The sequence below is a fragment of the Bacteroides sp. 224 genome (assembly GCF_010500995.1).
Taxonomy (GTDB): Bacteria; Bacteroidota; Bacteroidia; order Bacteroidales; family Bacteroidaceae; genus Bacteroides.
This window is the reverse complement of record NZ_QVMK01000050.1, coordinates 16,154-30,245: the sequence shown is the minus strand read 5'-3', so window position 1 is coordinate 30,245 and position 14,092 is coordinate 16,154. Positions and strand designations below refer to the sequence as shown.

General features: G+C 31.3%; 13 protein-coding genes. All 13 read left to right on the top strand.

Annotated features, from left to right (window positions below; translation table 11 throughout):
- Window positions 1-91: 91 nt before the first annotated feature.
- Entirely contained in the window at window positions 92-1,246 is a 1,155-nt protein-coding gene (gene wecB / locus D0T60_RS17135) for a non-hydrolyzing UDP-N-acetylglucosamine 2-epimerase (RefSeq protein ID WP_163219461.1), read from the top strand.
- Window positions 1,247-1,321: 75 nt separating this feature from the next.
- A complete protein-coding gene (locus D0T60_RS17130) occupies window positions 1,322-2,416 on the top strand; it encodes a polysaccharide pyruvyl transferase family protein (protein ID WP_163219459.1) in 1,095 nt (364 codons plus the stop codon).
- Window positions 2,409-3,863: a lipopolysaccharide biosynthesis protein gene (locus tag D0T60_RS17125; RefSeq protein ID WP_163219457.1), complete on the top strand. Its 1,455-nt coding sequence runs from the start codon at window positions 2,409-2,411 to the stop codon at window positions 3,861-3,863. The genes D0T60_RS17130 and D0T60_RS17125 overlap by 8 nt, the downstream gene beginning before the upstream one ends.
- Complete coding sequence (locus tag D0T60_RS17120) at window positions 3,851-5,047, top strand: Coenzyme F420 hydrogenase/dehydrogenase, beta subunit C-terminal domain (RefSeq protein ID WP_163219455.1); 1,197 nt, start codon at window positions 3,851-3,853, stop codon at window positions 5,045-5,047. The genes D0T60_RS17125 and D0T60_RS17120 overlap by 13 nt, the downstream gene beginning before the upstream one ends.
- Before the next feature lie 11 nt (window positions 5,048-5,058).
- Window positions 5,059-6,186 (top strand): glycosyltransferase family 4 protein, encoded by a 1,128-nt coding sequence (locus D0T60_RS17115; protein WP_163219453.1) that lies wholly within the window; start codon window positions 5,059-5,061, stop codon window positions 6,184-6,186.
- A 13-nt stretch (window positions 6,187-6,199) separates the two neighbouring features.
- Entirely contained in the window at window positions 6,200-7,138 is a 939-nt protein-coding gene (locus D0T60_RS17110) for a glycosyltransferase family 2 protein (RefSeq protein WP_163219451.1), read from the top strand.
- Between the two features lie 41 nt (window positions 7,139-7,179).
- Entirely contained in the window at window positions 7,180-8,568 is a 1,389-nt protein-coding gene (locus D0T60_RS17105) for an O-antigen ligase family protein (protein ID WP_163219450.1), read from the top strand.
- Window positions 8,568-9,710 (top strand): glycosyltransferase family 4 protein, encoded by a 1,143-nt coding sequence (locus tag D0T60_RS17100; RefSeq protein WP_163219448.1) that lies wholly within the window; start codon window positions 8,568-8,570, stop codon window positions 9,708-9,710. Before D0T60_RS17105 ends, D0T60_RS17100 begins: the two co-directional genes overlap by 1 nt.
- A 1-nt stretch (window position 9,711) precedes the next feature.
- Entirely contained in the window at window positions 9,712-10,842 is a 1,131-nt protein-coding gene (locus tag D0T60_RS17095) for a glycosyltransferase (protein ID WP_163219446.1), read from the top strand.
- On the top strand, window positions 10,842-12,005 hold the full coding sequence (locus D0T60_RS17090; protein ID WP_163219444.1) for a glycosyltransferase: 1,164 nt from the start codon (window positions 10,842-10,844) through the stop codon (window positions 12,003-12,005). The genes D0T60_RS17095 and D0T60_RS17090 overlap by 1 nt, the downstream gene beginning before the upstream one ends.
- Entirely contained in the window at window positions 11,998-12,549 is a 552-nt protein-coding gene (locus tag D0T60_RS17085) for a WcaF family extracellular polysaccharide biosynthesis acetyltransferase (RefSeq protein ID WP_163219442.1), read from the top strand. Before D0T60_RS17090 ends, D0T60_RS17085 begins: the two co-directional genes overlap by 8 nt.
- 6 nt (window positions 12,550-12,555) lie before the next feature.
- Window positions 12,556-13,338 carry a glycosyltransferase family 2 protein gene (locus tag D0T60_RS17080; RefSeq protein ID WP_163219440.1) on the top strand — a complete coding sequence of 261 codons (783 nt, stop codon included), beginning with the start codon at window positions 12,556-12,558 and terminating at the stop codon, window positions 13,336-13,338.
- 49 nt (window positions 13,339-13,387) lie between these two features.
- Entirely contained in the window at window positions 13,388-14,092 is a 705-nt protein-coding gene (locus D0T60_RS17075) for a YjbH domain-containing protein (protein WP_163219438.1), read from the top strand.

Sequence of the window (14,092 nt, the reverse complement as noted above, 5' to 3'; positions counted from 1 at the left end):
GCTATTCTTTCTTTTGTCTGAATTCAAAGTAATAGATTGAAAAATGATTTAAAACGCTCCTCGGCAGTGGGGAGCACAACTTAATTTACGTATGAAAAAAATAATGTTTGTCTTTGGCACTCGTCCAGAAGCAATAAAAATGGCTCCACTAATAAAAGAGTTTCAACTGCACCAGCAAAAGATCGAAACGATAATATGTGTAACTGGACAACATCGTGAGATGCTAGACCAAGTATTAACCGTATTTAACATCCGAGCTGATTATGACTTGAATATAATGAAATATAATCAAGACTTATATGATATCACAGCTCGAATATTATTTGGTTTGAGAGATATACTGAAAGAAAATGCACCTGATCTAGTATTGGTGCATGGAGACACAACCACTTCTATGGCTACAGCGCTTGCTGCGTATTATCAACAGATAAAAATAGGACATGTAGAAGCAGGTCTTCGCACTAATAATATCTATAGCCCATGGCCAGAAGAAATTAATCGTCAAATTGTTACAAGAATATCTTCTTACCATTTTGCACCCACAGCATTAAGCCGTGAGAACTTGCTAATGGAAGCTGTTGACAATAATAAGATTATAGTAACAGGAAATACTGTTATTGACTCTCTTTATTGGGTAATTAAATGTTTTGAAAAGGATGATATATTAAATAAAAACCTTCAGAATGAAATTCTAAAAAAAGGATATAACATAAACAGACAAAGAAAAATAATCTTAATAACAAGTCATCGTCGAGAAAACTTTGGACATGGGTTTAGAAATATATGTAAAGCGATTAGAGATCTTGCACAAAGATATTCTGATATCGACTTTATTTATCCAATGCATCCTAATCCAAATGTAAGAACTGTCATTGATGAGTTTTTCGAAGACGAATATTTAAAGAAAACAACAAATATATTTTTCATTGAACCGCTAGAATATCTTAGTTTCATATATTTAATGAAAAAATCTAGTATCATACTAACTGACAGTGGTGGAATTCAAGAAGAAGCCCCTGGACTAGGAAAACCCGTTCTTGTTATGAGAGAAATAACTGAACGCCCAGAGGCAGTACAAGCTGGAACAGTAAAGTTGGTAGGAACAGATTATGCAAAAATAATAAAAGAAGTCTCACTTTTAATTGATGATTGTTCGTATTATCAGCAAATGAGTAAAATCATAAATCCATACGGCGATGGAAAAGCCTGTAGTAGAATTGTAAACTTTTTAATTGATAAACTGTAGTCTATTCTAATTAAACGGCTGTAAAGAGCAAAGGATAGCTATATAGTGAATATTTACAGATTAAGACATGTGATTATGATAAAAGAAAGACAAGAGAACAAAAGAATAGGAATTATAACTTGGCATTATTATCCAAATTTTGGAAGTGCATTACAAGCATATGCACTACATACATTTTTAAATAACAAAGGATATGATGCGAAAATAATCAATTATTGCAGAAAAAGGCCTAAGTTATTTCTCATTCGCTTATTATTGTCTAAACTAGATTTCTTGCTTCCATCTTTCTTTTCTAAACATCTCCATTATCGATTTCTTTCTTTTGAACATTCGTATTTTAAGGAAACTTCTATTATTCGAAAAAAGCAAGAATTAATCAAAACAAACAATTTATTTGATATTTTCATTGCTGGAAGTGATCAGATTTGGGCACCCAATGTATATGAAGATTCCTACATGCTTTCATTTGTCAATAAAGACAAAAAAAAAATTTCTTATGCAGCGAGTATCGGTTTGATAGAAATACCAACAAAACTGAAATCTGAGTATCAACATTGGTTATCTTTATTTAACCAAATATCTGTTAGAGAAAAAAAAGGTGCTGAATTACTGAAAAAAGAGTTCAATATTAAAGCTGAAGTTGTTTTAGATCCTTCATTTCTTATACAAAAAGAAGAATGGCTACAAATAGCCCAAAGCAAATGTGTTAAGAGTAAAAAATTTATACTCTGTTATTTCTTAGGAGAAAATAAAAGCCATAGAGAGATAGCTAAAGAAATAAGTAAAACAAATAATTATGAAATTATTTGTTTATCACGCTCCTTTATAGACAAGGGATATAATTTCACAATTATAAAGGATGCCGGTCCTAAGGAGTTTTTATCATATATTAAAGATGCTATAATGATTTTAACTGATTCTTTTCATGGATTAGTATTTTCAATTATATTTAAAAAAAATGTTTATATATTTGAACGATTCGCTCAAAATGACCCTATCAATCAAAATTCACGCATTCATAATATTCTTCAAATTACAAACCTTGAAAATCGTCTCATTGATGATGTACCTGAAGATTATAGTTCAATAGATTATGAGGCAGTCCATCAAAAAATAGATCAATTTAGAACTAAATCCATTGACTATTTATTAACGTCTATCAATGAGTAATCAAATTTCACAAAAAGTATCATCTGGATTATTTTGGACACTCTTAGAACGAGGAGGCAGCAAAATCATTCAATTTGTTATTCAAATTATATTAGCTAGACTTTTAGTCCCTGAAGATTATGGGACGTGTGCCCTTTTATTGGTATTTATAAACATTGCAAATGTTTTTATCAATAGTGGATTTGCATCTTCTCTTATTCAAAAAAATGATGCAGATAATATTGATTTTTCTTCCGTATTTTATCTTTGTCTAGCTTTATCTTTATTCTTTTATTTCCTGTTATTCATTACCGCTCCAAAAATAGCTATTTTTTTTAACAATTATAAAATATCTATATTACTAAGAGTAATAGCAATTACACTTATAATAGGTGCATATAATTCCATACAGACTGCCTACTTAACTAAAAAAATGATGTTTAAAAAACTATTTATTGGTAGTTTTATAGGAATTATCATATCAGCTGTAGCTGCAATCATCTGTGCGTTCTATGGGTTGGGTGTATGGGCTATTGTTATTCAATATGTAACAAACAAATTAGTAGTGACAATAAATTTAGCTTATTTAGTAAACTGGTTCCCGAACAGGAAATTCTCCATAAAAAGAGTTAAATCGCTATTTTCTTATGGATGGAAATTGATGTGTGCTTCATTCCTATCTATCATTGTGACAGATATCTACACAATAACAGTGGGGAAATTTTACACAAAAACCGAATTGGGATCTTACGACATTGGAAATAAAATTCCTAGCTCAATATCCGAAACTTTCACAACATCATTAGGGACTGTACTGTTCCCTGCATTTTCATTGATGCAAAACAATAAAAATGAATTAAAATATTATATTAAAAAAGCAAACACATTAAGTTGTTTTACTATATTCCCATTGATGTTATTATTAGCTGCTGCTGCAAAGCCATTAGTACTTATTATTCTAACAGAAAAATGGATTAGTGCAATACCATTTTTTCAATTTTCTTGTATTTTATATGCAACATATCCTCTACATTCATCTAATCTTCAAGCTATCAGTGCAATTGGAAGAAGTGATATATTCTTAAAAAATGAAATGATAAAAAAAGCAATAGATTTATCCTTATTATATATTATGCTTCATTTAGGGATTTATTGGATAGCTTTAGGACGTGTTTTGAATTCATTTATAGCCTTAGGTATTAACATGCAACCAGGTAGTAAATATCTAGGATATTCTATTATCAACCAGCTAAAAGACATATCAAACACATTGATTATCGCTATTTTCTCTTCAAGTATAGCATGGCTCATTCTATTAGTTGAAAATTTGTCACCATTAATTTGCCTATCCTTACAACTAATAATCGGAGTTGCCTCCTATCTCCTGCTATCACTAATTTTCAATAAGAATACAACATACCAAGTAATTCATACTCTAATTTCGTTATTTAAGCAATGGCCATATTAAAAATTACAGATAAAATAAAGTGCTGTGGCTGTGGTATCTGCAGTGCAATTTGTCCACAAAAATGTATTGAGATGAGACCCTCGACAGAAGGTTTCTTGTATCCTAACATAGATATTTCCAAATGTACAGAATGTAGTTTATGTAAAAACATTTGCCCTACGAATTCTTGTTTACCCAATAGAAATATACACTTTCCAGTCAAAGTGTATGCATGCAAAAACAAAAATAAATCCATCCTTTCGATGAGTTCTTCTGGAGCATTTTTTTATGAAATTGGCAAATGGGTCATAGAAAAAGGAGGATGTGTTTTCGGTGTTAAATTTGATGATAACATGAAGGCAATACATGCAAAAGCAGAAAACATCAATGAACTCAAGACATTTCTAGGGAGCAAATATGTACAAAGTGACAAAGACAGCATTTGGTTGTCTGTAAAAAATGAATTAAAAAAAAAGAGATTAGTTTTGTTTAGTGGTACTCCATGCGAAATAGGTGCACTTAGAAATTATTTACAGAAAGATTATGAAAATTTGATATTAATAGACTTTATATGTATGGGGGTTCCAAGCCCTATGATTCTCCGTAAACACCTAGATGATATAGAAAAAAAATACAAATCAAAAATCGCTACTCTGTCTTTTAGAAGTAAAAAATATGGAGCAAATTCGCACTCTCTTTCAATCAAGTTTAGCAACGGAAAGGAGTATTTTAGAGCATTGTATGCAGAACCATACATTAAAAGTTTTCACTCATGTATTTCTTTAAGAGAATCATGTCACAATTGTTGTTATAAAAAAAGCCATAGAGAAAGTGACATTACTATGGCCGACTTTTGGGGAATAAACACTACCAACATCAAATTATCAATAACAAATGGGATCTCAATGATTATTATTCATTCACCTACTGGGAAAATAATATTTGATAACATTGCTAGTTGTTTTGATTACGAACAAAGTAGCATTGATGTTGCCCAGTCTGTACAACCTATGTTAACAAGTTCCTGCAACCCATCAAAAGATCGAAATGCTTTTTTTGAAGATTTTAATCAAAGAAAAAATCATCAATCATTCAAGGAAATTTCACACAAATATGTACCAATAAGTAAACAAAATATTATGCGTAGCAAAATTAAGGAAATAGGATTTATTCGCCAATTTATACAAAAAACAAAAGGAAATTAAATCAAAATAACATGAAAGAGTTTATTATTTTAATGAGAATTGGATTTTATGATCCTAAGTATAATAGCATATCTATCGGGGGAGTACAAACTTATATGTATGACTTAGCTAAATTAGCAATCTCTTTAAAGTTCAAAAGCATTATTTATCAGGCAAATAAAACAAATGATTCTAATAGCTATACCTTCGAAAACATAGAAATTCGGAACATTTGCAAAAATAAATTTAATAGAAACTATTTTCAAGAGTGTTTTGATGAAATTTATAAAAGACACAACAATCCGAATAATATTTTCATAATTTCTACAGATCAATTAGACATAAAATCAAAGGCAAATAATGTTATTGCGATACAGCATGGAATTGCATTTGATATTCCTATATATAAATTTTATGGTACAATTATTAAAACACTAAAATGCCTAAAGAATATTTATCGAATAAAATGTTTAAAAAATATTATTTGTGTTGACTACAATTTCTATAATTGGTTTAGAACTCTAGAAACCATAAAATCAGATAGCTATATAAGAGTTATTCCCAATTACTCCCGTGATATAATTAGTCCACAAGAATTCTCATCAAAACTAGTTGGACAACAAAGGAACAAAATTTTATTTGCAAGACGCTTTGTTGAACACAGAGGCACAATATTGTTTAAAAATGTAGCAAAAAAACTTCTAAAAGAATATCCAAACCTAGAAATTACTTTTGCAGGAGAAGGACCTCTAGAATCGGTTATCAAACTAGAATTTGCTGACACTCCCCAAGTTAAAGTAACATCTTTTAAAAACAAAGAATCAGTTCTTTTCCATAAAGGATACGATATAGCGATAGTTCCAACTATTTTTTCAGAGGGTACATCATTGTCCTTATTAGAAGCAATGTCTGCTGGATGCTACCCTATAGCCACACATGTAGGTGGAATATCTAATATATTAATAGACCGATTTAATGGTAGTCTGGTATATCCAGATGAAAACGAGTTATTTAAAACGATAAATGATGTTTTAACCATGGAAAAATCAAGGTTTGATTTAATATGTTCTAACGCTTACAAAACTGTACAATATGGATTCTCAAAAGAAAAATGGGAAACAATGTGGATCCAATATATTGAGAACATTTCAACTAAATAAATAATCAATTCTTATGGAAGCACAACAAATATCAATTATTATACCTACCCTTAATCGTTATGATTCATTAAATCGCACTATAAAACATATAGAATTATCAGCTCATTTACCAGATGAAATCATAGTTATTGATCAAACACCAGATATTTATTTAGCCAACCAAATATATCAATTGTGTAATAATTCCTTTTTAAACATTAAATATATCAAGTTTGAAAGACAAACAATAACAGGAGCACGAAATATTGGTTTGAGTTTAGCATCAAATGAAATAATAATATTTATGGATGATGATGTAGATGTTAGGATAGATACACTAACTAATATCAGTGATATATTTAGCAATAATAAAATTTCTATGTTGGGAGGGTTGAATGAAAATGAAAAAAATCGGAATTCACTATTAGGAATTCTTTTCTATAAGCATACATTTTTCAAACGACATTTAGGTCACGTAACGCCTAGTATGTATGGCCGGTTTCCTATAGAAATACATTCTATGACTGAAACAGAATGGGCGATGGGATTTTTCTTTGCAATTAGAAAATCTTGTTTGATGAAATGGAATATTAAGTTTGATGAAAACCTACAGTACTATGCTTATGCGGAAGATTTAGATTTTACCTATACATATTATAAAAAATCGCATCAAGAAGGAAAAAAATGTATAATGAGTAACGATGTAATAGTTAAACATAATGTATCCCAAGAATATAGAACTCCCTCAAAGAAGGCTACATATATGTTTATTATACATCGGGAATATCTTAGTTATAAACATTTCAAATCCCCATTTTATAGATTTGCTACGCGTTGGGCAAATATTGGAGACTATTTATATCGGATAATATATAAACAAAAAGCTAGTGATATTTTTAAAGCTCAACTTTTTTGTGACAAATACAGAAAAGACATAAAGCAGGGAATCTTTCATTATGATTTATTTATGTAAAAATAGAAACAAACATAAAGTTATAAAGAATAAATATACCAATGAATTACAAAGCGCTAGAACGTTCCATTTATAAATTATATGTATTTTTTCTACCTTTTGATAGATTTATAGAATTCCCTTTTGGAGATTTTATCAATTCTATATTAATTTCATTTAGCTCTTTGTTAATGTTACTTGGGATGGTATTGATCATTTATCGAGGTTGGTTTTATTATAGTAATGGTATAAGAGTCTTTTGTTATTTATGTATTTTTATGACCATGTATTCGTTTATAATATCTCTTCTACTACATTCAGAATTAGGAGTTATTAATGGAGAAGATAGTTTTACTGCTATCAGAGGTGATATAATACTTTATTTTCTAGCTTTAGCATCTATTTATTACAATTATTATAATCTTTCCTATAATGTCAATTTTAATCAACTTAAAAATATTTTTAAAACTCAAATAATTATTTTACTTATCATTGGTTACTTACAATTAGCTTCCATGTCTGGCTATAGTCTTGCTACTAATATTTACACATTTCTTTCTTCTTTTTTAAGCTTAAAAAAATTAGAATATCTAGTATTACTAGATAGAGGGGTTACTCTTTTTGGTAGTGAACCAGCATCAGTTTCTATTTTATGTTTTATTATAATTCCATACACTATTTCTCAAATTTATTGTAATAGAAAACGTTTTGGGTATTTAATAGTTTATGTAATTATTTATGTTCTATTTGCGATCTTATTTTTATTATCAAATTCAACTCAAGCACTTATCTCTTTTTTAGTGATTACTGTGGTAGGAGGAATAATTATTTTGAGACATAATATACACACATATATATATATACTTTTTTTCTCTCTTGGATTATTTATGGCAATATTATATAGCGCTGATAGCTTTTCAAAAACATCAAATATGCAAAACAAAACTTTTGCATATACAATATATGGAAAGCTATTAGATAGAAGCAATCAATCAACAGCAATGCGAGTATCTACTATTATTAATGATATGAAAGTCTTTTATGAAAATCCAATCTTAGGTGTTGGAAATGGTAACCAAGGTTTTTTTTACAATAAAAACTTACCAGCATGGACGCTAAAATCAGGAGAAGTACAAACGATTCGTTCTGGCAAAAAGGGTATTGTTAATGGTGGCGGAAATTTTTTTCCTGCATATATTTCAGCATTTGGATTAGTTGGTATTATTGTAATTATATTATTTACAAATCTCTATATCAAACAATATAAAAAATCATTTTTGCAAAATGATATAAATGCAAAAATAATGTTTCAATTAGGCATAATATTATTTCTAATTTCTTCTTGGTATGTAGTTGGAGTTAAGCAAAATGAGACAATATTATTCTTACTAAGCTTGCCATGCGTTATCTCTGATGATTTTAACCAAAACAAGAAAATTACAAAACTATAATGAAAATAGTATTTTTCTCCAATTTCCTAAACCACCATCAAGTGGCTGTTTCCGATAAACTTTTTCAACTAACAGAGGGTAAATATCGTTTTATTGCAACCATGCCAATACCTGAGACATTAAAAAAAAGTGGATATCCAGATTTTTCTTCTAAACCTTATATTATTAAAACATATAATAACCATTATGAATATCAATTAGCAGAGGAATTAGCAAAAAAAGCAGATGTTGCCATATTTGGATGGGTTGGTCTTGAACATTTCGAGAAAATCAGAGCCCGAACAAAAAAAATAACATTTCAATGCAATGAACGATGGCTTAAACGTGGATTAACTAATATTTTTTCACCAAACTTTCAAAAATGGTTATGGAATTACCACCTGAACTTACGCTACGGTTCATTTTATATGCTTTGTGCAAGTGCTTATGCTTCATCTGACCTTCGTACTTTTGCTGCTTATAATAACAGGTGTTATAAATGGGGGTATTTTCCTCAAACAGAAAATGTTGATATCCAGAACATTTTATTAAAGAAACAAAAAGAACCTTTTTCAATATTGTGGGTAGGGCGTTTTCTTAATTGGAAGCACCCAGAAATACCAGTAAAAATGGCAAAATTTCTACATCTAAAAGGGTATAACTTTACAGTTAATATGTATGGATCAGGTAAATTATTGGAGAAAACTAAAGATATGATAAATAAAGAGGGGCTTTCTGATGTTATTTCACTTCGAGGGAATCTACCAAACAAGGATTTGTTATTAGAAATACAGAAACATCATATACTTTTAATCACAAGTGATCGCAATGAGGGCTGGGGGGCTATCGTTAATGAAGCAATGAATAATGGATGTACTGTAGTTGGAGCTGAAGCTGTAGGATCTATTCCATATTTAATCAAAAACAAGGAAAATGGCTGCATATTTAGAACTAGAGATGTACAATCATTAATCAACAATGTTGAATATTTAATGAAACATCGTGATGTATGTGAAGAATATGCTCGCAAAGCCTATACAACAATTAGAGAGCTATGGGGACCGCAAACTGCTGCTGAAAATTTACTTCAATTGATAGATTGCTTGACCAGTGGGCAAGAAACAACTATAATGGAAGGTCCATGTAGTAAAGCGATACCTTAAAATGAAACTATTATTTTATCTTACTCGTTTTCCGGGAGTCGGTGGTATTGAGACTGTTACATCTATCATCAGTCAGGCATTAATCAATAAAGGATACCAAATAGATATAATATCACATTGCCAACAAAATGACAATTACAATTCTAATAATATAAGACTATGGAGAATGCCAAATACTAAAAGATGGGCAAGTAAAAAAAATTATATATACATAGATCAAATACTAAAAAATAACGATTATAATGCTATTATTTATCAAGATAGCTATGCTCCGACGGAATCAATAATTTGCTCGATATCAAAAAAACACAAAATTCCCCTTTATGTTTTTGAACACAATTCTCCTTTGTTTATCTATAATAAGCGTAATCTCGACTCCATTCTAACAGTCAAAGGATTTTTACGTCGATTCTTTCATCCGTATTTACTATATCAAGAACGGAAACGAAAACGCATGTTATTGGATACTTCAAAACAATACATTCTTTTGTCCAAGCAATTTATATCAGAATTTTGCAAATTGGTTGATTATAGAAACACGGAAGATAAGGTGATATTTATACACAACCCAATAGCGATAAAAACACCTGCTAATATTGAAGAAAAAGAAAATATTGTACTTTATGTAGGAAGATTAACCCCTGAAAAAAGAGTTGACGCAATGCTTAAAGTTTGGAAAAAGATACAAAATTCTACAGCAATAGATTGGAAGTTTATTATTGTTGGCGATGGTACAGAAAGGCCAAAATTAGAAAAAATGGTCCAGTCACTAAAGCTAAGAAACGTAAAATTCGAAGGTTTTCAAGACCCATCTAAATATTATCAAAGAGCTAAAATATTCTTAATGATGTCAAAGTTTGAAGGATGGGGCTTAACGTTAATTGAATCTATGCAATATGGTGTCGTTCCAATTGCTCAAAAGAACTTCTCATCTATTATTGATATTATAGACAATGGTTTAAATGGATATATTGTTGATGATCGATTAGAAAGTATACAATATAGAATTTCAGATTTGATATCAAATAAGAATTTGCTTATGACAATGAGTGAAAATGCTATTATGAAATCAAAATTATTCAATATTGAATCAATAATTCCTCAATGGATTGATTTACTAAAAAAACAATAATGAAATCATTGCTTTTAACTTCTTATGGATCAAGACGTGCTGGAGGACTTTTTGCAACAATGCAAGATTATAGTAAAGCATTGCAACAAAGAGGGGTGTCTCCAGTGATTATGTCACTCGTAGATGAATTTTGGGAGAGAGACAAAATAGCCTATGAAAATGTAAAGGTGATAAACTATCATCAACTATTATTTCCGGGAGGTAATGCATTAGGGTTCTCTATTGATATACATAAACTAATTGCAGATGAAAATCCGGAAATAATTCATCAACAGGGAATATGGATGTATTATTCTCATGCTACTTTAAAAGCTAAACAAGCAAATCCCAATTGTAAGGTGATTATTGAACCACATGGAATGCTTGATCCTTGGGCTGTTAAAAACTCTGCATGGAAAAAAAAAATAGTTGGGCGACTTTTCGAATATCGAAATCTAAGTTCTGCAGATTGTATTCATGCTCTATGTAAATCTGAATATGAAAGCATTCGTCAATTTGGACTAAAAAACCCGATTGCTATCATACCAAATGGAATAGTTCTTCCCACCAATCCTCCCATTGATCGAAATCACGAAGAAAAAATATTGTTATTTATTGGTCGCATTCATCCAAAGAAAGGATTAGTTCCATTAATTGAAGGACTTTATACAATGAATTTAAGTCAACCTAAAATTTTAAAGAATTGGACAATTAGAATTGCTGGTTGGGGTCAGAATGGACATCTAGAAGAACTGAAATTGCTTGTTGAGAAATATCAACTAAACGGTATTGTTAAATTCATCGGCCCCGTTACAGGAAAAGACAAAGAATCTGAACTCTGCAAAGCAAATGCTTTTATATTGCCATCTTTTAGCGAAGGATTGCCTATGTCTGTTTTAGAAGCTTGGGCCTATAAATTGCCTGTAGTTATGACTAAGTACTGTAACCTTCCAGAAGGTTTTGATAAACATGCAGCAGTCTGTATAGATACAAATCCGCAAAGTATTTCAGATGGATTACAACAAATATTCACAATGAGAGATAATGAGTTGTCGAAAATGGGTAATAATGGATTTCTTTTAGTTAAAGAGCAGTTTAGTTGGGGGCATATAGCAGATCAAACTATACAACTTTATAATTATATGCTGAAAGGTGGTAATAAACCCAATTTTGTGTATGATTAAAGTCCAACTTTCCTTGTACAACAATTCATGGTACCATTCTGGAGGTTCTAGTATAAAAAAGTTTATCTGGTACTTTGCCAATATTATTTTTATTCGCAATATTGGGAACCCATCATCTAAAGTTAGATTAGCTATGCTTAAGTTGTTTGGCGCAAAAATAGGTCATAATGTAATTATAAGACCTGGAGTCAACATTAAATATCCTTGGCTTTTGATAGTCGGAAATAATGTATGGATTGGGGAAAATGTATGGATTGACAATCTAGCCACTGTAAAGATAGGAAATAATGTATGCATCAGCCAAGGAGCCATGTTACTTTGTGGAAACCATAATTACAAAAAAGAAACCTTTGATTTAATCACTGGAAATATTATACTGGAAGATGGCTCTTGGGTCTGTGCCAAGTCTGTTGTATGCCCTGGCATTACTTTACATTCTCATTCCATATTAGGTGTTGGTTCAGTTGCTAACCATGATTTAGATGCCTATTCTATTTATCAAGGTGTGCCAGCTACAAAAGTAAGAGAACGAGTTATATCTTAATTCTTTATGAAATTTTCCATTATTACGACTACCTTCAACAGTGATAAAACACTACGCAGTACTATTGAAAGCGTACTAAACCAAACCTATTCGGATATTGAGTACATTATCGTTGATGGCGCCTCGCAAGATAACACATTGGAGGTTATAAAAGCAATGGAACCACATTTCTCTGGACGTTTGCATTGGATAAGCGAACCAGACAAAGGTATGTACGATGCCATGAACAAAGGAATAGCAATGGCTACCGGTGATGTGATTGGAATATTGAACTCGGATGACTTTTATACATCACCAGATGTAGTAGAGAAGATTGCTATTGAGTTACAGAATACTGCAATTGATGCTGTATATGGGGATATACATTATGTGAATGACGATTTAAGCGAATGTGTGCGTTACTATTCCTCCAAAACATTTCGGCGATGGAAGATGAGACTCGGTTTTATGCCGGCCCATCCTTCATTTTATTGTCGACGGGAAATTTATGAACGTTTAGGCGCATTTGATAACTCGTATAAAGTAGCAGCAGACTTCGAGCATCTATTACGATTAATTTTTGTAAATCGCATTCAGATAAAATACATACCAATGGATTGTGTAACCATGCGCACAGGAGGTGCTTCAACATCAGGTATAAACAGCCATAAACAAATATTGAAAGATCATTTGCGAGCTTACAAAAAGAATGGGGTATACTCAAACGTATTACTCGAAAGTTTACGCTATGGTCACAAAATAATAGAAATTATATCTCAAAAAGTACACAGAAAAATTAAGTCGATATGAAACAACAGAGATTCTCATGCGGATATGTATACTCAAAACCTTGCTTTAAATGAATGTACGACTACTAATTATTTTCCTTTCTATCTCTACTTTCTCCCTCGTGGCGAAAGCACAGTACAGTATGGGTCTTTCGGGGCAGTTCAACATACCCACTGCTGAACTAAATGAAACAGGCACATTTATGGGTGGATTCAACTTTCTTCCGGAAAGAACAACTCCTGATAAATTTGACTATAACACATGGAATTACTTTGTAAACATGACTTTCTTTTCGTTTCTGGAAATAAACTATAAATGCACATTGATTAAAGGAGATTTCATGAGTAACAAATATAAATTCAGGGAACAGGATCGTTCTTTCTCAGCCAAACTACGCTTACTGAAAGAAGGTAAATATCATCCGGCCATTGCTCTTGGAGTAAACGATCCCAAAAATCAAGGAATGAACTACTTTTCTTCCCTTTACGGCGTCCTCACCAAAAACCTTCTTCCCAAAAGCGAGCACAAGTTAGCCTTATCTTTAGGCTACTACCACGGACTAAACAGCAGCACCCTGCAAGACGGCCTCTTCGGCGGCCTCCGCTACACCCCCGCCTTCCTGAAACAAATCTCAACCATGGCCGAATACGACTCACAAGGCTTTAACCTGGGCATAGCCGCCAAAGTATGGAAACATCTTTCCATGCATATCTTTACCCACGAGTTTAAATGCGTATCCGGTGGCATACGTTACGAATACACACTAATCCATTAA

Excerpts from the sequence above, each read along its gene's own strand:
- wecB (WP_163219461.1), top strand. The coding sequence starts at position 92 with ATGAAAAAAATAATGTTTGTCTTTGGCACTCGTCCAGAAGCAATAAAA.
- D0T60_RS17130 (WP_163219459.1), top strand. The coding sequence starts at position 1,322 with ATGATAAAAGAAAGACAAGAGAACAAAAGAATAGGAATTATAACTTGG.
- D0T60_RS17125 (WP_163219457.1), top strand. The coding sequence starts at position 2,409 with ATGAGTAATCAAATTTCACAAAAAGTATCATCTGGATTATTTTGGACA.
- D0T60_RS17120 (WP_163219455.1), top strand. The coding sequence starts at position 3,851 with ATGGCCATATTAAAAATTACAGATAAAATAAAGTGCTGTGGCTGTGGT.
- D0T60_RS17115 (WP_163219453.1), top strand. The coding sequence starts at position 5,059 with ATGAAAGAGTTTATTATTTTAATGAGAATTGGATTTTATGATCCTAAG.
- D0T60_RS17110 (WP_163219451.1), top strand. The coding sequence starts at position 6,200 with ATGGAAGCACAACAAATATCAATTATTATACCTACCCTTAATCGTTAT.
- D0T60_RS17105 (WP_163219450.1), top strand. The coding sequence starts at position 7,180 with ATGAATTACAAAGCGCTAGAACGTTCCATTTATAAATTATATGTATTT.
- D0T60_RS17100 (WP_163219448.1), top strand. The coding sequence starts at position 8,568 with ATGAAAATAGTATTTTTCTCCAATTTCCTAAACCACCATCAAGTGGCT.
- D0T60_RS17095 (WP_163219446.1), top strand. The coding sequence starts at position 9,712 with ATGAAACTATTATTTTATCTTACTCGTTTTCCGGGAGTCGGTGGTATT.
- D0T60_RS17090 (WP_163219444.1), top strand. The coding sequence starts at position 10,842 with ATGAAATCATTGCTTTTAACTTCTTATGGATCAAGACGTGCTGGAGGA.
- D0T60_RS17085 (WP_163219442.1), top strand. The coding sequence starts at position 11,998 with ATGATTAAAGTCCAACTTTCCTTGTACAACAATTCATGGTACCATTCT.
- D0T60_RS17080 (WP_163219440.1), top strand. The coding sequence starts at position 12,556 with ATGAAATTTTCCATTATTACGACTACCTTCAACAGTGATAAAACACTA.
- D0T60_RS17075 (WP_163219438.1), top strand. The coding sequence starts at position 13,388 with ATGAATGTACGACTACTAATTATTTTCCTTTCTATCTCTACTTTCTCC.